Origin of the sequence: Dyella sp. SG609, assembly GCF_012275375.1 — a bacterium.
Lineage (GTDB): Bacteria > Pseudomonadota > Gammaproteobacteria > Xanthomonadales > Rhodanobacteraceae > Dyella_D > Dyella_D marensis.
This window is the reverse complement of record NZ_JAAZQJ010000001.1, coordinates 590,547-611,318: the sequence shown is the minus strand read 5'-3', so window position 1 is coordinate 611,318 and position 20,772 is coordinate 590,547. Positions and strand designations below refer to the sequence as shown.

Genomic DNA, 20,772 nt, shown 5'->3' with positions numbered 1-20,772 from the left:
ACCCAAGGATTATAACCATGAGCACCCCCAAGCACAGCCGCCTGCTGATCCTCGGTTCCGGCCCCGCCGGCTACACCGCGGCCGTGTACGCTGCCCGCGCCAACCTGAAGCCCACCCTTGTGACCGGTCTGCAGCAAGGTGGCCAGCTGATGACCACCACCGACGTGGAGAACTGGCCGGGCGACAAGGCGGTGCAGGGTCCGGAGCTGATGCAGCGCCTGGCCGAGCATGCCGAGCACTTCGAGACCGAGATGGTGTTCGACCATATCCACAGCGCGGACCTGAGCCAGCGCCCGTTCCGCCTCAAGGGCGATTCCGGCGAGTACACCGCCGACGCCCTGGTGATCGCCACCGGCGCCACCGCCAAGTACCTGGGCATCGAGAGCGAGCAGCACTTCAAGGGCAAGGGCGTGTCCGCCTGCGCCACCTGCGACGGCTTCTTCTTCCGCGGCCAGGAAGTGGTGGTGATCGGCGGCGGCAATACCGCCGTGGAAGAGGCCCTGTACCTGTCCAACCTGTGCAGCAAGGTCACCCTGGTGCATCGCCGCGACAAGCTGCGCGCGGAAAAGATCATGCAGGACAAGCTGTTCGAGAAGGCCGCCGCCGGCAAGATCGAGCTGGTGTGGAACCACACCGTGGCCGAAGTGCTGGGCGACAGCAGCGGCGTCACCGGCGTGCGCGTGAAGGACGTCAACAGCGGCGCCACCCGCGACATCCAGGCCACCGGCTTCTTCGTCGCCATCGGCCATACGCCGAACACCGGCATCTTCGAAGGCCAGCTGGACATGCACGACGGCTACATCAAGATCCACAGCGGCCAGGAAGGCATGGCCACCATGACCTCGGTGCCGGGCGTGTTCGCCGCCGGCGACGTGGCCGACCACGTCTACCGCCAGGCGATCACCTCGGCCGGCTTCGGCTGCATGGCCGCGCTGGACGCCGAGCGCTGGCTGGACCAGCAGACCCCGGCCGCCTGATGAGCGCCAGCCACGCCACCCTGCACTACATCCACGACCCGCTGTGCGGCTGGTGCTATGGCGCCCAGCCGCTGGTCAGCGCCGCGGTCGCCATGCTCGGCGACCGCCTGGCCCTGCGCCTGCACGGCGGCGCGCTGTTCGCCGAGCCGCAGGAACTGACCCCGGCGATGGCCGAGCACATCGTGCGCGCCGACGAGCGCATCGAGGAGATCAGCGGCCAGCCGTTCGGCGACGCCTACACCGAAGGCCTGCTGGCCGAGCAAGGCACGGTGCTGTATTCGCTGCCGCCGATCGCGGCGGTGCTGGCGGCCGAACGGCTCCATCCGCAGGCCGGCTATCCGATGCTGGTGGCGATCCAGCATGCGCACTACCAGCGCGGCCTGCGCGTGGTGGAAGCCGACGTGCTGGCCGAACTGGCGGAAGAGATCGGCCTGGATGCCGCGCGGTTCGCCGAGGCCTTCGCCAGCGCAAGCGGCGCCGAGACGATCGAACACGTCACCGCCAGCCGCCAGTTGCTCGGCGAAGTGGGCGGCCAGGGTTTCCCCACCCTGGTGCTGGACGTCCAGGGCGTGCGCCACGTGCTGCCGCACCACCAGGACTACGGCCGTCCCGATGCCTTCGTCGAACGCATCGCGGCCCGCCTGCCGGCGGTGCACTGAATGACGCGCGGCCATCGCTCGCCGATGGCCGCCGACCGGTCCGGCATGCTCGAAGCCCGTTTCCATCCGCGCATCGAAGAGCTGCCCGCCGCCGCGTGGGATGCCCTGCGCACCGACGGCAATCCTTTCCTCTCACACGCCTTTCTCGCCGCGCTGGAGCGCACCGGCTGCATCCGCGAGGACTGGGGCTGGCAGGCGCACCACCTGGGCCTGTACGAGGACGAACGGCTGGTCGCCGCGGCGCCGCTCTACGTGAAAGGCAATTCGCACGGCGAGTTCGTGTTCGACTGGAGCTGGGCCGCGGCGTGGGAACGCGCGGGTGGCGACTACTACCCCAAGCTGCTCAACGCCGTGCCCTACTCGCCCGTGCCTGGGCCGCGCTTGCTGGCCGGCGATGGCCCGCAAGCACCGCAGCGGCGCGAAACCCTGGTGCGGGCGATGCGCCAGCTGGCCGATGCGCATGGCCTGTCGTCCATCCACGCCAACTTCCTGGCGCCGGACGACCTGCCCGCCTTCGACGACCAGTGGCTGGCACGTTCGGACGTGCAGTTCCACTGGCCCAATCGTGGCTATGGCGGCTTCGACGATTTCCTCGCCGCGCTCAATCACAAGAAACGGAAAAACATCCGCCAGGAGCGCGCCCAGGTGGCGCGCGCCGGCCTGCGGCTGGAAGTGCGCCGCGGCGACAGCCTGAGCGCGGACGAATGGCGGCAGGCGCACCGCCTGTACGAGGGCACCTTCGACGCCAAGGGCAACCACGCCGCACTGACGCGCGATTTCTTCCGTGCCCTGGGCGAAGGCGAACTCGGCGCCGCCACGCATCTGGCGCTAGCCTGGGAGGGTGAGCGCATGGCCGCGATGGCGCTGTTCCTGCAAAGCGGCGAAGCGCTGTACGGCCGCTACTGGGGCAGCCGCGTCGAGGTGCCGGGGCTGCATTTCGAGCTGTGCTACTACCAGGGCATCGAGCACGCCATCCGCGCCGGCCTGCAGCGCTTCGAACCCGGCGCCCAGGGCGAGCACAAACTGGCGCGCGGCTTCCTGCCGGTGCGCACGCATTCGCGCCATTACCTGGCCGACGGCAGCTTCCGCAAGGCCGTGCACGCCGCGCTTGCGCGCGAGGCCGAAGCAGTCGACGCTTACGCCGCCGACCTGCTCGAACACAGCCCGTACGCCCACCGCGACGCCTGACCATGATCCGCCTGCCCCTGCTCGACGCCGCCCATCCCGAGCAGTTTCCCGATCCCGGCCGCGCCATGGCCGACCCCAATGGCTTGCTCGCCTTCGGCGGCGATCTCACGCCGCGCCGGCTGCTGGCCGCGTACGCGGGCGGCATCTTCCCCTGGTACAACGAGGACGAGCCGATCCTGTGGTGGTCGCCGGACCCGCGCTGCGTGTTCCACACCGACCGCTTGCTGGCCAACCGCAGCCTGCGCCGCCAGATCGGGCGCAAACCCTGGCGCATCACCCTGGACCATGCCTTCCGCGCCACCGTCGAAGCCTGCGCCGCGCCGCGTTCCGGGCAGCTGGGCACGTGGATCGTGCCGGCGATGGCGGAGGCGTACACACAGTTGCACGAGATGGGGCATGCGCACAGCGTGGAAGTGTGGGAAGGCGAGCGGCTGGTCGGCGGTATCTACGGCGTGACCGTGGGGCGCTTGTTCTGCGGGGAGTCGATGTTCAGCCGCGAGAGCGGTGGGTCGAAGCTGGCCTTGCTGGCGCTGGGGCGCTTGCTGCATCGGTGGGATTATCCGTTGATCGATGCGCAGGTGACGAACAACCATCTGTTGAGTCTTGGGGCGGTGGAGTATCCGCGCGACACGTTCCTGAAGACGGTAAGGCAGCTGGTGAAATTGCCGGGGCAGCCCGGGAGCTGGAAGGAATTCACGCCGTTGGTGGAAGAGACGATGGCGGGGTTGCGCAAAGGAAGCTAAGTGAATCGCTTCTCCCCTCCGGGGAGAAGATGCCGGCAGGCAGATGAGGGGTGGGTGCTCGCGGCGGAAGATCGACAGGGCGTGGCTCGTTGTCCGCTCTCGCTTCTACGCTCCGCCCGGCCCCTCACCCCGGCCCTCTCCCCGGAGGGGAGAGGGAGCAAGCGCGTTACGCCGCCTTTGCCTCGCGCAGCTTCCGCGCATTCGCGTACGAGTCCAGGATGTTCTCGCGCACCGGCGCTTCGCCGGTGGCCAGGCAATGCTCCCACTCCTCAACGCTCAGCACCGCCGCGAAGCGCGACTGCTCCACCACCGCGAACACGCGATGGATTTCCTCGGCCGTCGCATAGCCAGCACGGTTGGCATACGACACCGCACCCGAGGCATCGTGCAGGAATTCCACTTCGATGCCGCGATCGAAGGCATGCTTGATGGTGGTGTCGTTGCAGTTGTGGGTCATATAGCCCACCACGGTGAGCGTATCGATGCCCCGCGCCTGCAGCCACTCGCCCAGGCCCGTCTCAGAGAAGGCGCTCGGCAGCGGCTTGCCGAACAGCACGTCGCGCCGGCGGCGCTCCACTTCCGCATGCAGTTGCCAACCGTGGCTGCCTTCGGCGAAGGCCGGCGCACCGGCGGGCGAATCCTGGCGGATCACCACCACCGGAATGCCGGCGGCGGTGGCGGCGTCCATAGCGCGGACGATCTTCGGCAGGCTGTCGGACACCGGCGGGTATTCGATCTGCAGGTTGCCGTCGAAATATTCGTTCTGCACGTCGACGACGATCAGCGCGCGGCGGGGTTGGGTGGCAGTCATGGCGCGGCTCCTTGGAGTGGAAAAGGTGTGCACATGCTGCGCTCCGGGCCACTTGCGCGGGAGTGGCCTGAAGGACAATGATCGATGTGATCGGGCCAATCGGAATTCCCCATGCGCAAGATCCGCATCGCCGTCGTGGCGTTCAACGACATCCTGCCCTTCCATCTTTCGGTGCCCTGCGGCGTGTTCGCCGCGGTGCTGCGCGACGAGCAATCGCCGTTCCGCCTGCGCGTGTGCTCGGCCGAGGGCAAGCGCGTGCGCAGCGCCTCGGGCTTCCTGATCGCCACCGACTACGGGCTGGAGGAATTGCGCAACGCGGACATCGTGATCGTGCCCTCGTGGCGCAGCGCGGAGGAGCGCCCGCCGGAAGCCCTGCTGGAAGCGCTGCGCCGCGCCGCCGCGCGCGGCAAGCGCATCGTCGGCCTGTGCATGGGCGCCTTCGTGCTCGGCCATGCCGGCCTGCTGGATGGCCGGCGCGCCACCACGCACTGGGTCGCCACCGGCGAGCTGGCCGAGCGCTTCCCCGCCACCGAAGTCGACCCGGACGTGCTCTACGTGGACGCCGGCCAGGTGGTCACCTCCGCCGGCGCCGCCGCCGGCATCGACTGCTGCCTGCACCTGGTGCGCCAGCTATTGGGCAGCGAGAGCGCCAACCGCATCGCGCGGCGCATGGTGGTGTCGCCGTTCCGCCACGGCGGGCAGGCGCAGTTCATCGAGCAGCCGGTGCCGAGCATGGCCGGCGACGAACGCATGGTCAGGCTGCTGGATGAAATCCGCCGCAAGCTGCAGCAGCCGCATAACCTCGACGAGATCGCCGAGCGTGCGGCGATGAGCCGGCGCAGCTTCACCCGGCATTTCCGCCAGCTCACCGGCAGCAGCTTCGGCGACTGGCTGATGGCGCAAAGGCTCAGCGAAGCGCAGCGCCTGCTGGAGACGACCGCACTGCCGCTGGATCGCATCGCCAGCGCGGTGGGGCTGGGTTCGCCGGTGACGCTGCGGCAGCATTTCCAGCGCGCGTTCCGCACCTCGCCGGCGAATTACCGGCGGACTTTCAACGCAGGCAAAGCAGCGTAATGCGTAGGTTGGGGTGAGCCACAGGCGAACCCCAACGGTGCGGGGCGCCTGGAGGCAACGATGTTGGGGTTACTGGCTGCATCAGCAGCCAGCCCTTCGGGCCATCCGCTACGCGGATGTTCGCTACGGCATCCTGCCTTCGCAGTCGCCTGTGGCTCACCCCAACCTACGCCGGCTCAATCTTCCAGCCCTACCCGCTTGATGCTCTCGTAGTTCGCGAGAAACAACTCCACCACCGCCGGATCCAGCTGACTCCCTGCGATCTTGCGCAGATACGCGATCACTTCGTCCTCCGGCCACGCCGGCTTGTACACCCGCGGAAAACTCAGCGCATCCCACACATCCACCACGCTGAACACCCGCGCCACCAGCGGAATCGCCTCGCCGCGCAGGCCGCGCGGATAGCCGCCGCCGTCCCAGCGCTCGTGGTGGTTGTACGGAATCTCCGCGGCATCGCGCAGGAAATCCACCTGCTGCAGCAGCTCGTAGCCCACCTGCGGATGGGTGCGCATCACCGCGATCTCTTCCTCGCTCAGCGGGCCGGGCTTGATCAGGATCGCGTCCGGCAGCGCCAGCTTGCCGATATCGTGCAGCAGCGCGCCGAAGCGCGCCTTGCGCAGCTCCTCGCCACGCAGTCCGGCCAGGCGGGCCAGCGCCACGGTCATGCGCATGACGCGGTCGGAGTGGTCGCTGGTTTCCTTGTGGCGGATGTCCATGGCATGGACCAGCGCGCGCAGGGCCTGTTCGTTGCCCTTGAGCAGCAGGCGATTGGCGCGTGTCATGCCGCGCAGGTCGCGGTCGATCAGCACGTAGAGCAAGGCACCGGTGACGATGACGAACAGCGTGCCCTTCAGGCTCTGCATCAGGCTGAGCGTGTCGGGGTCTTCCACCAGCAGGCGCAAGACGCGGTTGGACAACCAGATCCACAGGCTGGACACGATCACGTACGCCAGCACGGTGCGTACTTGAGGCTTCAGTCTCATCCGACTTCCCCTTGCCGCCCCGGGAAACTCCGTCCCGGGAACGATAGCCGCGAGCTTACCGCCAATCGCCGGCGAAGCAACGTGCGTCAGGACGTGGCAGCTTCGAGCGCGAAGATGATCGACGCCGGCCGCCCGCTGTGCGGATGCAGCGGTTCCTCGATGCGCGCCACGCGCAGGCCGCAGGCCAGGAACGTATCGACCCAGCCGCCGAGCGTGCGGAAATACCAGGGTGCGGCCTGGCCGAAGCCCTCGCCGCAGCCGGCCCACGAGCCTTCGCGCCAGCCGTCGCGATACGGCAGCTCGCCGCAGGCAACCACCGGGTGCAGCGTCTGCACCAGCAGCGCGCCGCCCGGTTCGAGCAGCCGCGGCACCGCGGCCAGCACGGCCTCGGTCGACTCCTTGCCGAGCAGGGAGAAATTGCAGATCGCCACGTCGGCTTTCCCATGCAGCTCGCCGGCGGCGATCTGCGCGTAGCTCATGGCTTCGAACCGTCCGCCGCCCTGCGCCCGTGCGGCGTCGATCAACGCGGGCACCGCATCCACGCCCAGCACGTCGACGCCATGCTCCGCCAGCGCACGGGCCAGCCAGCCTTCGCCGCAGCCCAGATCGATCGCGCTGCGCGGCCGACGCGACAGCACGGCGTCGACGATGGCGCGGTCGGTCACCAGCCGGCGGCTTTCGATACGCCGCTCGCGCACGGCATCGGTCCATGGCACGGCGTTGCCGTGCCAGACCTCGAGGATGGTGTCTTCGGCGTGCGGACGATCGTGCAAGGGCATCCGCTCCCGCGCTTCAGGCGCCGCGCGCGGCGTAGCGCCTGGCCACGTAGTCGTCGAGGATGCCGATGAACTCCTCGGCAATCCGCTCGCCGCGCAAGGTCATGGCCTTCTCGCCGTCGATGAACACCGGCGCCGCCGGCGCCTCGCCATTGCCCGGCAGCGAGATGCCGATATTGGCGTGCTTGGATTCGCCCGGGCCATTCACCACGCAGCCCATCACGGCCAGGGTGAGGTTCTCCACGCCGTCGTACTTCACCCGCCACTCCGGCATGCGCTCGCGCACGTGCGACTGCACGGTCTTGGCCAGTTCCTGGAAGAACTCGCTGGTGGTGCGGCCGCAGCCCGGGCAGGCGGTGACCAGCGGGGTGAATGCGCGCAGGCCCATGGTCTGCAGCAGCTCCTGCGCCACCACCACTTCGCCGGTGCGAGGAGCGCCGGGTTCGGGCGTGAGCGAGATACGGATGGTGTCGCCGATGCCTTCCTGCAGCAGCACCGCCAGCGCGGCACTGGAGGCGGTGATGCCCTTGGAGCCCATGCCGGCCTCGGTCAGGCCCAGGTGCAGGGCGTAGTCGCAGCGCCGGGCCAGGTCGCGGTAGACGGCGATCAGTTCCTGCACGCCGGAGACCTTGCAGGAAAGAATGATGCGCTCGCGCGGCAGGCCGATCTCTTCGGCGCGGATGGCCGAATCGACAGCGGAACGGATCAGCGCCTCGCGCGCCACCAGCGCGGCGTCCCAGGGTTCGGCGCGCGCGTGGTTCTCGTCCATCAGCGCGGCCACCATGCTCTGGTCCAGCGAGCCCCAGTTGGCGCCGATGCGCACGGGTTTGCGGTACTGGATGGCCTTTTCGATGATGGCGGCGAACTGGCTGTCCTTCTTCTTGCCGAAGCCGACGTTACCGGGATTGATGCGGTACTTGGCCAGCGCCTCGGCGCAGGCGGGTTCCTGCTCCAGCAGCTGGTGGCCGTTGTAGTGGAAGTCGCCGATGATCGGCACTTCCACGCCCATCATGTCCAGCCGCTCGCGGATGCGCGGCACCGCCGCGGCGGCGGCCGGGGTGTTCACCGTGATGCGCACCAGCTCGGAGCCGGCGCGCGCGAGCTCGGCGATCTGCTTCGCGGTGCTGGCCGGGTCCTCGGTGTCGGTGTTGGTCATCGACTGCACCACGATCGGCGCGCCGCCGCCCACCGTCACCTTGCCGATGCGCACGCCGACGCTGGGGCGGCGCGGCTCGGGCTCGGCGGCGCGGGGAGTGGAAGAAGACTGGTCGCTCATGGGGGAACCGATTGCGGATGGCAGGAGACGGGCGCCACGCCTGGGATCGCGGCAGATGGCTCGCAAGGATACTTCAGCCGGCTGGCGGCTTCATGACCCGCCGCTCCCGTTCCGGTGTCCTCCTGACCACGGCCGCGGCGCAAAGCCGCGCGGCATAAGCGCACACGGGCATGGCGCCGCGGCACCGCCGGCTCATCATGAACGGCGTCGCGCAACGAGGGAGCCGCCGCCATGTCTGTCGCCTTTGCCATCCAGACGCCGCCGGCCGCAGCCGCCCCTACCCGCTGCACCGGCTGCGCCCATCTCCCGGCCTGCCAGGCCGCCGGCTACGGCCGGCCGGAGCTGCATGGCCTGCGCTGCATCGCCGAGCGCGTCGGCCTGCTGCGCGACGGCGAATATCTGTACCGCCCGCTCACGCCCTTCCATGCGGTGTACGCGGTGCAATCGGGCATGGCCAAGACGGTGTCGGTGGACCGCGCCGGCCGCGAGCGCGTGCTGGCGTTTCACCTTCCCGGCGAGCTGTTCGGGCTGGACGCCATCTGGCAGGGCCAGCACGACAGCGCCGCGGTCGCGCTGGGGCGCACCCAATGCTGCCGCTTTCCGTTCGCCGCGCTGCGCGATCTCGCCACCCGCCAGCCACAAGTGCAGGCGCACCTGCTGTGCGCGATGAGCCGCCTGATCCATCGCCAGCACCTGGACGCCGCCGGCGGTTCGGCCGACGAGCGCATGGCGGCCTTCCTGGTCGACCTGCACGAACGCCGCAGAGCACTGGGCGACACCGGCGCCCTGCTGCCGCTGCCGATGTCGCGCGCCGACATCGGCAACCACCTGCGCCTGGCCACCGAAACGGTCAGCCGCCTGCTGGCGCGATTCCGCGATGCGGGGCTGCTGCGGGTGACGCGCAGCGGCGTGGAACTGCTGCATCTGGATGGACTGCGCCGCGTGGCCACGTAGGTTGGGGTGAGCCACAGGCGAACCCCAACGATGCCGCACGCTTGAAGGCAGGGATGTTGGGGTTACTGGCTGCATCAGCAGCCAGCCCTTCGGGCCATCCGCTACGCGGATGTTCGCTACGGCATCCTGCCTTCGCAGTCGCCTACGGCTCACCCCAACCTACGCGGGCTACGCCGGGTGCTGGCTACGCGCGCTGCCGGCTCAGGCGCAGGGCATTGCCCACCACCGACACCGACGACAGGCTCATCGCCAGCGCCGCCACCATCGGCGACAGGGTCAGGCCCAGCCACGGATACAGCACGCCCGCCGCCAGCGGCACGCCCAGCGCGTTGTAGACGAAGGCGAAGAACAGGTTCTGGCGGATATTCGCCACCGTCGCCTGCGACAGCGCACGCGCGCGCAGGATCGCGGTCAGCTCGCCCTTCACCAGGGTCAGCTGCGCGCTCTCGATCGCCACGTCGGTGCCGCCGCCCATGGCGATGCCGATATCCGCCGCGGCCAGGGCGGGCGCGTCGTTGATGCCGTCGCCGGCCATCGCCACGCGCCTTCCTTCGGCACGCAGCGCGTTGACCACCGCGGCCTTGTCGGCCGGCGAGACATCGGCGTGCACCGCGTCGATGCCCAGCGTCTTCGCCACCGCCTGCGCGGTGACGGCGTTGTCGCCGGTAAGCATCACGATGCGCAGGCCGGCGGCGTGCAGTGCCGCGATCGCCTGCGGCGTGCTCGGCTTCAGCCGGTCGGCCACCGCCAGCAGGCCGGCGAGCGCGCCGTCCACGGCAAGGAACATCACCGTCGCGCCGTCCTTGCGCATGGCGTCGGCGCGCTGCCGCGCTTCGTCGCCGATGGCGATCCTCAAGCTTTCGAACAGGCGCGCATTGCCCAGCGCCGCGTCGCGCCCGGCCACCCTGCCCCGCACGCCGCCGCCGGTAAGCGTGCGGAACGCGTCCACCTCCAGCACCTTGACGCCGCGCGCCGCGGCGCCGGCCAGGATCGCGCGCGCCAGCGGATGCTCGCTGGGGCGTTCCAGCGCCGCGGCCACGGCCAGCAGCTGATCCCACGGCAGCGCGCCGGTGCTCACCACATCCTGCAGCGCAGGCTTGCCCTCGGTGAGCGTGCCGGTCTTGTCCAACACCAGGGTGTCGACGTCGCGCAGCCTTTCGATCGCCGCCGCGTCCTTGAACAGCACGCCTTCGTGCGCGCCGCGCCCGCTGGCCACCATGATCGAGATCGGCGTGGCCAGGCCCAGCGCGCACGGACAGGCAATGATCAGCACCGACACCAGCGCGATCAGCGCATGCGCCAGCCGCGGCTCCGGCCCCCACACGGCCCAGGCGGCGAAGGCCAGCACGGCCACCGCCACCACCGCCGGCACGAACCACGCGGCGACGCGGTCGGCCACGCGCTGCAGCGGCGCCTTGCTGCGCTGCGCCTGCGCCACCAGGGCCACGATGCGCGCCAACAGGGTGTCGGCGCCGACCTTTTCCGCACGCATGGTCAGCGCGCCGTCCTGGTTGACGGTGCCGCCGGTGATGCGATCGTCCGCGCGCTTGGCCACCGGCAGCGGTTCGCCGGTCAGCATGGCTTCGTCGACGTGGCTGGTGCCGTCCAGCACCACCCCATCCACCGGCACCTTCTCGCCAGGCCGCACGCGCAGCATGTCGCCGGCCTGTACGTCTTCCAGTGCCACGTCGTGTTCGCTGCCGTCGGCGTTGACGCGGCGCGCCGTCTTCGGCGCCAGGCCGAGCAGGGCTTTCAAGGCGGCGCCGGTGCGGCGGCGTGCGCGCAGTTCGAGGAAATCGCCGAGCGTGACCAGGGTGACGATCACCGCGGCGGATTCGAAATACACGCCGACCCGGCCGTGCGCATCGCGAAAACCATCGGGGAAAACACCCGGCAGGAAGAACGCCACCATGCTGTAAGCCCAGGCCACGCCGGTGCCCAGCGCAATCAGCGTGTACATGTTCGGCGACCACGGCCGCAGCGAACGCCAGCCGCGCGCGAAGAACGACGCACCGCCCCACAGCACCACCACGCTGGATAGCAGCGCCTCGGCCCACGCCGCCACGCCATCCCACGGCATCGGCAGATGCCAGCCGAACAGGTGCGGGCCCATCGCCAGCAGGAACACCGGCAGGGTCAGCGCCACCAGCGTCCAGAAGCGGCGCGACAGATGGCGCAGTTCGCCGCCGTCGTCCTCGTCCAGGTTGGGCATCATCGGCTCCAGCGCCATGCCGCATTTGGGGCAATCGCCGGGGCCGACCTGCTGCACTTCCGGATGCATCGGGCAGGTGTAGATGGTGCCGGGCGGCGCGGCGGGCGGCTTGGGGCGTTCGCCCAGATAGCTGGCCGGGTCGGCGAGGAATTTTTCGCGGCAGCGCGCGGCGCAGAAGTAGTAGGTGTGGCCTTCGAAGTCCGCGCGGTGCCTGGCGGTGTGCGGATCGACGGACATGCCGCAGACGGGATCTTTCACGGCGTGTTGCGCGTGGTGGTCGTGCGGGTGGCCATGATGGCTGTGATCGTGCTGCGCATGATCTTCATGGGCCAACGATGGGGCGTGACAGCAACTCGCCGCTGCCGACTCCGCGGCCACCCCTTCCGGCTCCTTGGCATGCGAACCGCAACAAGCCTTCTCCTGCGCGCTCATGCCTCGTCCTCATCGTCCGACAGCGCGCGCAGGATCGGGCACTGGTCCGGCGAGCCGTGCCCCGGGCAGGCCTCGATCAATTCCTCCAGCCCGTCGCGCACCCGCGTCAGTTCGGCGATGCGCGCATCGATCGCGGCCAGCCGCGCCTCCGCCCGCTTCTTCACCGCCTTCACGCCGCGATGCCGGTCCGCCGACAGCGCCAGCAGGTCGCGGATCTCCTCCAGCGTGAAGCCCAGGTCCTTGGCGCGCCGGATAAAGCGCAACTGCCGCACCGCGCCTTCGTCGTAGCTGCGGTAGCCGGAGGCCCGGCGCACCGGCTCCGGCAGCAGCCCTTCGCGCTCGTAGAAGCGGATGGTGTCGATATTCACGCCGACGCGCTTGGCGACGGCACCGATGGTGAGGGTGGGGGTTTGGGTGTCCATGGGGAAAGTCTAGACCATTGATCAAGGTCTAGAGTCAAGCCTGTAGAGTCACGCCCCTGCCAACCGTCCTTTGGGCTGACAAAAAAGAACCCGGCCGTGCGGCCGGGTTCTCTCTTCAACAACCGCCGCGAATTGCACGCAGCGATCGGCAGCGCGAACTCACTGCACGTTCAAGGTCACATCGTCCAGCACGAACGAAGTCTGCAACGAGGAATCCTCGGTGCCGGTGAACTTGATCGTCACCGTCTGCCCGATGTACGGGGCAAGGTTCGCCGTGTGCACCGTATAGCCGCTGGCGGCATTGAGGTTGGAGTACGTCGCCAGGGTGGCCAGCACGGTGCCGGAGCTGTTGAGCACCTGCACCTTCAGCGTGTCGTAGGCGGTGCTGGTGGTGGTCTCCGCCGTGTCGATATGCAGGTAGTACTGCAAGGTGGCGGTGGTCTTGCCGCTGGGGATGGCCACGGACTGCGACACCGTGTCGGTGTGGCTGGAGCCATAGCCGTTCATCCACGCAAACCAGGTGCCGGCATGCGCGGTCTGGCCGGAGCAGCTGCTGTTGCTGCACAGCACGCCGGAGCTCATCGACCACGGCGAGGCCGCACCGCTCTCGAAGCCGGTGTTGCCCAGCAGCTGCGAGGAACCACCGCCGCCGCCGCTCACCGTTACCGCCTGGGTCTTGCTGTTGCTGGCGCCGAGGTTGTCGGTCACGGTCAGCTTGACGTTGTAGGTGCCGCCCGCGGCGTAGGTATGGCTCGGGTTCTTGCTGGTGGAGGTGCCGCCGTCGCCGAAATCCCACGCATACGTGCTGATGGTGCCGCCCGTATCGGTCGAGCTGTCGGTGAAGTTCACCGTCAGGCCGCTGATGGTGTCGCCGAAGTTCGCCACCGGCGTGCTGCCGCCACCGCCGCCGGAACCGGCCAGCGAAGCGACCAGCGCGGCCTGCGGGCTGCCCCAGCCGGTGGCCAGGTCATAGCCGGCCACGGCGCTGAAGCCGTTGCTGCCGCTGGTCACGTCGTGGAAGTTGCTGGTGTAGCTGGTGCCGATGCCGACGTTGTAGATGGCCGGGTTGACGAAGCCCACCGTCGAGTGGCCATTCGCCACCGCCTGCTGGTTCACCAGGGCCAGGAAGCCCGCCCAGCGCGGCGCGGCGAAGCTGGTGCCGCCATAGCCGGTTTCGAAGGTGCCGTTGCTCACCGTCGGGTTGTCGAAATTCGCTTCGGCCGCCACGTCCGGATCGTTGCGATAGGTGGTCGAACCCTTGTTCGCCGAAGTGATCACGCCGGCCAGCTTCTGGTAGCTGGGCGTGCTTTCGCCGGAGGCGCTGGTATAGCCGCCACCGCCATCGGACCACGCCGTTTCCGCCGACCAGGCGCCGCTGCTGCTGGTGGTCAGGTCGGTACCGCCCACTTCCAGCACGTTGGAGTCGGCCGAGGGCGGATCGTAGGCGCTCGACGAGGCGTTGTACGAACCGCTGTCGCCGGTGGCGTTGACGAAGGTCTGGCCCTGCGCCGCCATTTCCTGGTAGATCGGATCGTCGGTGGCATTGTTGAAATCGCCGCCGCCCCAGGAGCAGCTCAGCACCTTGGCCTGGTTGTCCGAGACCATCTTGTTGAGGATGTCGGTGGCGCTGTCGCCTTCATAGAACAGCACCTTGGTCAGGCCCGGCGCCATGCCGATCACATTGACGATGTCGAGGATCTGCTCGCCGTCGTCGCAACTGCCGCCGACGTGTCCGCACTTGCCGTCGAAGCCGCTGACCAGCACGTTGCTGACCGGCACGCTCGAGGACATGCCCGTCTTGGTGTAGTACAGCGAGATGTCGCTGGTGACGTAGCCGTCGAACGAGAAGATGCCCACCGTCTGCCCGGAACCGGTCAGCGAGCCGCTGCCGTAATAGGCCGTGCGCATGTCGCTGGGCAGGAATTCGCCGCCGGGGCCGGAGCCGCCGTGCTGCACCGGCGCCGCATCCGCCTTCTTGTGATAGTTGGTGTGCGGCAGGCGGAAGTTGTCCAGTCCCGACACGTGCAGCAGCGGCACGCTCAGGCCGGCCGGCACGGGTTCGCGGTCGGCGGCGAAGAAGGTGCGGCTCTCGGTCGGATGCGCGTAGTTGCCCATCTTTACCTGGAAGGCGCGGTTGATCGTTTCGACCGGGCCTTCGACGTCGACCAGGCGGCGGTTCGCCGTGGTGCCGGTGACCGTCATGCCATTGGCCTGCGCCCAGGCGACGACCGTGTCGTAGTCATCCTGCGTCGGCGCGAAGCGCGCGGTGAACTGCTCGACGCTGAGGTACTGGTGGTATTGCGGGCTGTGCGGATCCTGCAGGTCGCGCAGCAGCTGGTCGAGTTCGGCCTGGTTGCGCGGCTGCAGGCTGAGGGCGAGCTTGAGGTGCTTGCTCGTATCCAGGTTGCTGATCAGCGGCGCCGCGCCGTTGCGTACGGCCAGCGGCACATGATGGGTTGCCACGGAGCCAACGGCGACGACGCCGGCATCGGCCGCGCTGGCGGGTGGCATCACGCATAGACCCGATGCCGCAACCAGCACGGACAGACCCAGCACGCACCGGATCCGGCTGGCCAGCCCTTGGCGTTTCAAGGAATCACCGTTCTGCATGGCTTTATGGCGGAAATGACTTGGCATGGAATACTCCGAAGGATTTTGAGGACAAACGAACCCCGTGGGGTTGCGTGAACCCTCATCAATGAAAACCGTGCTTGGGCACGGCAGCTTTTGTGTTTTCCGGAATTGCCGAGCGATCCGAGGCGCGTTGCAGCCCCTGCCCCATCTTCTGCACGAAATACGCCCTTCCGCCCTCTGGAAGTGCGCAAGTAATTGCCGCGCGAGTCACAGGATCATTCATCAGCTCCCGACTGATGAATTCAATAAACCTAGGGCGCGACGTCTTGGGGCGTCAACAGAAAATCCCGTGATTCAAATCACGAATCCATCGGAGATAAATCAAGGCCCGGTGAAATGACTTAGGCGAGAAAACGCATTATATCGATGCAATGCGAGTGCATTTACCGGCGCATCAAAAGCTTATGGCTTTATTCGTAAAATATAAATGCGGACGGCGTAATTAATTACATCCGAGTAATTAATTGCGAATATCGATCCGCGACGCGCGGCAGCATCAAGCCGCCGCGGCGATGGTGCGGCGTCGCCAGGGCACGCCGGCAAGCGCGCAGAAGACCGTGGACACCAGCACGGCGGCGCAGGCTCCCAGCAGGGCGGCGAGCCCGCTTTCCACGCCGCCCTCCCGGTAGTGCAGGTAGACCAGCACCGCCGCCACCGCCCCGACCAGGGCGCTCAGCGAAACACAAGGCAGGACGCTCAAGCGGCGCGCCAGCACCAGGCCAATCACCACAGGCGCGCCGAGCAGATAGCTGGCCCCGTAGCAGACGATCGCAATAGCAGCTACTTCGAGGAAGAACTTATCCAGATGCCCCGGCGCATCGAACACGTACCCCGAAAGCAGCAGCGACGCCAGCGCATAAGCCAGCGGCAGCACCGCAGGCGCCAGGGCCACGCCAAGAACGACACGCCACCGCTTCATCGCGGCATCCATTTATGAGCGCTTCCGCAAAGGATCGAGCAGCCGCTTCAGGCCGTTGTGATCGATTTCCAGCGCAAGCGCGAGCAGGTTGCCGAGATCGCCGGGCGGGAAACCCTTGCGCGCATACCAGGCCAGGTAGGCGCCCGGCAGGTCGGCGATCAGGCGGCCCTGGTAGCGGCCATAGGGCATGGTGACGGTGACCAGGCGCTGCAGGTCTTCAGGTTTCATCGCGCGCCTCGCCGTGCAACGCCGGCGTTTGCTTCGCGGCCTCCATCGGGCAGCTCCATCCATGTAACGGCGGCCGAGTGTAGCTGCTTCGCCCATGCGGTCGGCTCCCTGCTGCGGCGCTTCTGCTGACCGGGCATGGCCGTTTCAGGAAACCGTTACCCGGAGCGGCACATCGCGCCGTGTCCGCGATGACCCGCCGGATGGCCCGGCCAAGCCTGTGAAGCGATGGCCGGGGACGATTGCCATGCTCGAGCCAGGTGGCGCGGTTGCGGCGGGTAAACGCAATGTCAATCAATAATTTGCATTGCCATTCGGCGACTTCGCCCCCTGCTGTTAATCGACGCGTCCCACCCCACGTGTAGAATCGTCGTCTTTTTTTACCCAGCCGCATGGTGCAAGCCCTCCACCGGACGCCCGTCCGCGGCCCGACGTTCATCCGCCTGCTAGCCAGCCTGACGGACGCCGACGCCCCGGCCTCCCCGCCTCCCCTGCCGGACCGGTTGAGCCAATGGCTCGACTGGAAGCAGTCCATTGCGCTGTCCACGGCGCTGGACGGCCGGCCGGTGCTGGCGGATGGCGCGCCCTTCACCGACGAGGATGCCGAGGAGTGCGCACGCACGCGCGCCGCGCTGGCCCAGGCCGTCGTGGGCGACCGGGCGCTGTCGCCGGCCGCCGCGCAGGACGAGATCGGCATCGACGCCGCCATCGTCCGCCAGCGCTATCTCACCCATCAGCGCGCGATGCAGGCCGCCACCGGGCGGTTGCGCGGCAGGTTGCGCGACCGGCTCGCCGCGAAAGATGCGGAGATGGCGCGGCTCGCATCCGTGGATGCGGCAATGGAAGTGGCACTGAGTCCGCGCGAACACGCGCTGCTGGCGGCCGCGCCCAGGCTGCTGGGCGCGCATTTCGAACAACTGCGCCAGGCCGCGGAGAACGCCGCGGAAGGTGCCGCGGGAGCGGAGCTCCCGGCTGGGGAAACGTCGGCCGCGTGGCTCGACGTCTTTCGCAAGGACATGCAGAGCGTGCTGCTCGCCGAACTGGATGTTCGTTTTCAACCGGTCGAAGGCCTGCTCGCGGCCCTTCGCGCCAGCTAACTGGAACGCCATGTTCAGAAGTCTCGTTTATCCCCTCGTTTTCGCCGCCGGCCTCGTGGCCGTCGGCTGGATCGGCGCCGGCTACGTCGGCTCCAATCCGCTGGGCGCGGCGATCGCCGCCTTGATCGGCGCCTGCTATCTCGCCGGCGGCATGGAGCTGTTCCGCTACCGGCAGGCCACGCACACGCTGGGCGATGCCGTTGCCAAGCTTGAAATGGCACCGTCCAACCTGGGCGATTGGCTGGGCCAACTGCATCCCAGCCTGCGCAACACCGTGCGCCTGCGCGTCGAGGGCGAGCGCGCGGCGCTGCCGGTGCCGGTGCTCACGCCCTACCTGGTCGGCCTGCTGGTGCTGCTGGGCATGCTCGGCACCCTGCTCGGCATGATGGCGACGCTGCGCGGCACCGGCCTGGCGCTGGAAAGCGCCGACGATCTCCAGGCCATGCGCGGTTCGCTGGCCGCGCCGGTCAAGGGCCTGGGTTTCGCGTTCGGCACCTCGATCGCGGGCGTGGCCAGCTCGGCCATGCTCGGCCTGCTGTCCGCGCTGTGCCGCCGCGAGCGCATGCAGGCGACGCAGCAGCTGGATACGCACGCCGCCACCACCTTGCGCGTGTTCTCCCAGGCGCACCAGCGCGACGAGGCGTTGCGCCTGCTGCAGCGCCAGACCGAGCTGATGCCGACCCTGGTCGACCGCCTGCAGGCGCTGATGGCGAGCATCGAACAGCAGAACCAGGCCGCGCACGAGCGCCAGCTCGCTGGCCAGGACGCTTTCCACGCCAGGACCGAAACCACCTATGCGCGCCTTGCCCACTCCGTCGAGCAGTCGCTGCAACAAGGCGTGGCCGAGAGCGCACGCGCGGTGAGCGCATCGATCCAGCCGGTGGTGGAAGCCACCATGGCCGGCCTGTCGCGCGAGACGGTGGCGCTGCGCGCAGCGGTCGAACAAGGCGTGCAGCGCCATCTCGACGGCGTGTCCGCCGGCTTCGAGACGACCACCGCCAAGGTGGCCGGGTTGTGGAAGGAAGCGCTGGACGAGCATCGCCGCGCCGGCGCGGCGCTTACCGGCGATCTGCGCGATTCGCTGCAGCAGTTCAACGGTACATTCGAACAGCGCTCCGCCGCGCTGATCGGCGACGTCGCCGCCCGCCTCGATACCGCCGCGAACCACGCCGCGGAAGCCTGGCAGCAGACGCTGTCGCGCCAGGAAGCCGCCAACGGCGAGCTGGCTGCGCGCAACCAGGAAGCGCTGGCCGCCGCGGCAGCCACGTTCGAACAGCACGCTGCCTCGCTGGTCGGCGTCGTGCGCCAGTCGCACGAAGACCTGCAGGCGGCACTCACCGCGCGGGACCAGGAACGCCTTGCCGCGTGGACCGAAAGCCTCGGCGCGATGTCCACCGCGCTGCACGGCCAGTGGGAACAGACCGCCGCGCACGCCGCGGACCGCCAGCGCGACATCTGCGACACGCTCGCGCAGACCTCGCGCGACATCACGGCACAGGCCAAGGCGCACGCCGGCGAAACCATCGCCGAGATCGCGCGCCTGGTGCAGGCCGCCTCCGAAGCGCCGAAGGCCGCCGCCGAAGTGGTCGCCGAACTGCGCCAGAAGCTCTCCGACAGCATGGTGCGCGACACCGCGATGCTGGAAGAACGCAGCCGCCTGCTCGCCACCGTGGAAACCCTGCTCGACTCGGTGAACCACGCCTCGACCGAACAGCGTGCCGCCGTCGACGGCCTGATCGCCACCTCGGCCGACCTGCTCGACCGCGTCGGCACGCGCTTCCAGGATCACGTCGAAGCGCAGACCGGCAAGCTCGGCACGGCCGCCGCGCACGTGGCCGGCGGCGCCGCCGAGGTGGCCAGCCTGGGCGAGGCGCTGGGCGTCGCGGTGCAGATGTTCGGCCAGTCCAACGAGGCGCTGGCGGAACGCCTGCAGCAGATCGCCGGCGCGCTGGACGCCTCGCTCGCGCGCAGCGACGAACAGCTCGCCTATTACGTGGCCCAGGCCCGCGAAGTGGTCGACCTGAGCATGCTGTCGCAGAAACAGATTATCGAAGAGATCCAGCAGCTGGCCGAAACCCGCACCGCCGCCGGAGCCGAAACGGCATGAGCGGCGAGATCGAAGCGGAAACCGAATCGACGCCGATCTGGGCCGCCTTCGGCGACCTGATGTCGGTGCTGCTGGGCGTGTTCGTGCTGATCCTGGTCGGCATGATCGGCATGCAGATGCAGCTGTCGAACCAGCTGGAAGAAGAAGTGAAGCGGCGCCAGGCCGAGGCGCAGCGCCGCCAGACGCTGGAACAGGCGCTGGCCGCGCCGCTCGCCGCCGGCCGCGTGACCCTGGTCGACGGCCGCATCGGCATCCGCGGCAATGTGCTGTTCGCGCTCAACTCCGACCAGTTGCAGCCGGAAGGACGCGAGGTGCTCCGGAGCCTGGCCGGTCCGTTGACGGGCTATCTCAAGTCGCGGGACGAGATTCTTATGGTCAGTGGCTTCACCGACGACCGCCAGGTGCGCGACGGCAACCGCCAGTTCGCCGACAACTGGGAGTTGTCGGCCGAGCGCGCGCTTACCGTCACCCGCACGCTGATCGCCGAAGGCGTGCCCGCTTCGTCGGTATTCGCCGCCGCGTTCGGCGCGGAGCAGCCGGTGGGTTCGAATGCAAGCGAAGATGGACGCTCCAGGAACCGGCGCGTGGAAATCGCGCCGGTGCCGCGTCCGGCGCAGGGCTCGCCCGAAAGCCTTATCCATGACTGAAGAGCGGACCTCGGCGAAAGCGAGGCTCGATACGTGGCGCGAACAAGGCGCCGACCGGATCGACCCGGTGCGCTTCCACGTGTTGGAAGCGCTGGAGCAGCGCGCGGCGGGACATGAAGGCGAAGTGCGGCGCCTGCTCGACGAGCGGTTGTCGTCGCTGCTCGATGGCTATGCTGCCATCGTCGAACAAGCTGCCGCGCAACCGCAGTCCGGCACGGCGGCAACCGGCGATGGCCCGCTCCGCTCGCTCGCGCAGACGCTGGCCCGGCGCGCACCCGATGCTTTTCCCGAACTGCCCATGCTGGCCGATGTCCGCCAGCTCTGGTCCGGCCTGCGCACCGAAAGCCAGTTGCGCCAATCGCTGCAGCCCGCTCCCGCCAATGCCGGCCCGCTCAACTCGAGCGCGCTGGCGCATCGCGCCATCGCCTCGATGCGCGAGCTGTCGCCCGGGTATCTGCGGCATTTCCTCGGTTATCTCGATGCCTTGTCGTGGATGGAGCAGCTCCAGATCGAAGGCGCCGCCGCACCTGTCCGCAAGCGCAACCGCGAGAAGAAAGCGACGTAGCGACGTAGGTTGGGGTGAGCCGCAGGCGACTGCGAAGGCAGGATGCCGTAGCGAACATCCGCGTAGCGGAT

The 20,772-nt window shown here is 68.5% G+C and carries 19 protein-coding genes; 10 read left to right on the top strand and 9 right to left on the bottom strand.

Features of this window, described 5'->3' with window-relative positions:
• Window positions 1–17 precede the first annotated feature (17 nt).
• Genes trxB through aat form a run of 4 tightly spaced genes read left to right on the top strand, consistent with a single transcriptional unit; the run spans window position 18 to window position 3,567 of the window.
• The gene (gene trxB / locus FHW85_RS02655) at window positions 18–977 is read left to right on the top strand and encodes a thioredoxin-disulfide reductase (RefSeq protein ID WP_167256881.1); all 960 of its coding nucleotides are present in this window, start codon (window positions 18–20) and stop codon (window positions 975–977) included.
• Entirely contained in the window at window positions 977–1,636 is a 660-nt protein-coding gene (locus FHW85_RS02650; RefSeq protein ID WP_167256880.1) for a DsbA family protein, read from the top strand. Before trxB ends, FHW85_RS02650 begins: the two co-directional genes overlap by 1 nt.
• A 45-nt stretch (window positions 1,637–1,681) precedes the next feature.
• Complete coding sequence (locus FHW85_RS02645) at window positions 1,682–2,824, top strand: GNAT family N-acetyltransferase (protein ID WP_168647340.1); 1,143 nt, start codon at window positions 1,682–1,684, stop codon at window positions 2,822–2,824.
• A 2-nt stretch (window positions 2,825–2,826) separates the two neighbouring features.
• Entirely contained in the window at window positions 2,827–3,567 is a 741-nt protein-coding gene (gene aat / locus FHW85_RS02640) for a leucyl/phenylalanyl-tRNA--protein transferase (RefSeq protein ID WP_168647223.1), read from the top strand.
• A gap of 166 nt (window positions 3,568–3,733) precedes the next feature.
• On the opposite strand, the gene FHW85_RS02635 is transcribed toward aat, so the two are convergent.
• A complete protein-coding gene (locus tag FHW85_RS02635; protein ID WP_168647222.1) occupies window positions 3,734–4,378 on the bottom strand; it encodes a cysteine hydrolase family protein in 645 nt (214 codons plus the stop codon).
• Window positions 4,379–4,489: 111 nt separating this feature from the next.
• On the opposite strand from FHW85_RS02635, the gene FHW85_RS02630 reads away from it, so the two are divergent.
• Window positions 4,490–5,452, top strand: coding sequence for a helix-turn-helix domain-containing protein (locus FHW85_RS02630; RefSeq protein WP_168647221.1), 963 nt, complete (start codon window positions 4,490–4,492; stop codon window positions 5,450–5,452).
• 176 nt (window positions 5,453–5,628) lie between these two features.
• Here FHW85_RS02630 and FHW85_RS02625 read toward each other — a convergent pair whose 3' ends face one another.
• The 3 genes from FHW85_RS02625 to ispG all read right to left on the bottom strand — a co-directional run bounded on the left by FHW85_RS02625 (window position 5,629) and on the right by ispG (window position 8,487).
• Window positions 5,629–6,435: an HD-GYP domain-containing protein gene (locus FHW85_RS02625; RefSeq protein WP_210427681.1), complete on the bottom strand. Its 807-nt coding sequence runs from the start codon at window positions 6,433–6,435 to the stop codon at window positions 5,629–5,631.
• An 86-nt stretch (window positions 6,436–6,521) separates the two neighbouring features.
• Window positions 6,522–7,208, bottom strand: coding sequence for a methyltransferase domain-containing protein (locus FHW85_RS02620; RefSeq protein WP_246866614.1), 687 nt, complete (start codon window positions 7,206–7,208; stop codon window positions 6,522–6,524).
• A gap of 19 nt (window positions 7,209–7,227) precedes the next feature.
• Window positions 7,228–8,487 carry a flavodoxin-dependent (E)-4-hydroxy-3-methylbut-2-enyl-diphosphate synthase gene (ispG, locus tag FHW85_RS02615; RefSeq protein WP_168647219.1) on the bottom strand — a complete coding sequence of 420 codons (1,260 nt, stop codon included), beginning with the start codon at window positions 8,485–8,487 and terminating at the stop codon, window positions 7,228–7,230.
• 231 nt (window positions 8,488–8,718) lie between these two features.
• Here ispG and FHW85_RS02610 point away from each other — a divergent pair, with 231 nt between their 5' ends.
• Window positions 8,719–9,441, top strand: a complete 723-nt coding sequence (locus FHW85_RS02610) for a helix-turn-helix domain-containing protein (protein WP_168647218.1) — start codon at window positions 8,719–8,721, stop codon at window positions 9,439–9,441.
• Window positions 9,442–9,625: 184 nt separating this feature from the next.
• On the opposite strand, the gene FHW85_RS02605 is transcribed toward FHW85_RS02610, so the two are convergent.
• From FHW85_RS02605 to FHW85_RS02585, 5 genes are all read right to left on the bottom strand, one after another.
• A complete protein-coding gene (locus tag FHW85_RS02605; RefSeq protein WP_168647217.1) occupies window positions 9,626–12,085 on the bottom strand; it encodes a heavy metal translocating P-type ATPase in 2,460 nt (819 codons plus the stop codon).
• Window positions 12,082–12,507 (bottom strand): heavy metal-responsive transcriptional regulator, encoded by a 426-nt coding sequence (locus FHW85_RS02600; protein WP_167256872.1) that lies wholly within the window; start codon window positions 12,505–12,507, stop codon window positions 12,082–12,084. Before FHW85_RS02600 ends, FHW85_RS02605 begins: the two co-directional genes overlap by 4 nt.
• A 159-nt stretch (window positions 12,508–12,666) precedes the next feature.
• Complete coding sequence (locus FHW85_RS02595) at window positions 12,667–15,063, bottom strand: protease pro-enzyme activation domain-containing protein (RefSeq protein WP_168647216.1); 2,397 nt, start codon at window positions 15,061–15,063, stop codon at window positions 12,667–12,669.
• A gap of 574 nt (window positions 15,064–15,637) precedes the next feature.
• Complete coding sequence (locus FHW85_RS02590) at window positions 15,638–16,060, bottom strand: hypothetical protein (protein WP_168647215.1); 423 nt, start codon at window positions 16,058–16,060, stop codon at window positions 15,638–15,640.
• Between the two features lie 12 nt (window positions 16,061–16,072).
• Window positions 16,073–16,288, bottom strand: coding sequence for a DUF3820 family protein (locus tag FHW85_RS02585; protein ID WP_167256869.1), 216 nt, complete (start codon window positions 16,286–16,288; stop codon window positions 16,073–16,075).
• A 389-nt stretch (window positions 16,289–16,677) separates the two neighbouring features.
• Here FHW85_RS02585 and FHW85_RS02580 point away from each other — a divergent pair, with 389 nt between their 5' ends.
• Genes FHW85_RS02580 through FHW85_RS02565 form a run of 4 tightly spaced genes read left to right on the top strand, consistent with a single transcriptional unit; the run spans window position 16,678 to window position 20,701 of the window.
• Window positions 16,678–17,382, top strand: coding sequence for a DUF3348 domain-containing protein (locus tag FHW85_RS02580; RefSeq protein WP_168647214.1), 705 nt, complete (start codon window positions 16,678–16,680; stop codon window positions 17,380–17,382).
• 10 nt (window positions 17,383–17,392) lie between these two features.
• On the top strand, window positions 17,393–19,489 hold the full coding sequence (locus tag FHW85_RS02575; RefSeq protein ID WP_168647213.1) for a DUF802 domain-containing protein: 2,097 nt from the start codon (window positions 17,393–17,395) through the stop codon (window positions 19,487–19,489).
• Complete coding sequence (locus FHW85_RS02570) at window positions 19,486–20,136, top strand: OmpA family protein (protein ID WP_168647212.1); 651 nt, start codon at window positions 19,486–19,488, stop codon at window positions 20,134–20,136. Before FHW85_RS02575 ends, FHW85_RS02570 begins: the two co-directional genes overlap by 4 nt.
• Window positions 20,129–20,701 carry a DUF2894 domain-containing protein gene (locus FHW85_RS02565; protein WP_168647211.1) on the top strand — a complete coding sequence of 191 codons (573 nt, stop codon included), beginning with the start codon at window positions 20,129–20,131 and terminating at the stop codon, window positions 20,699–20,701. Before FHW85_RS02570 ends, FHW85_RS02565 begins: the two co-directional genes overlap by 8 nt.
• The last annotated feature ends 71 nt before the right edge of the window (window positions 20,702–20,772 follow it).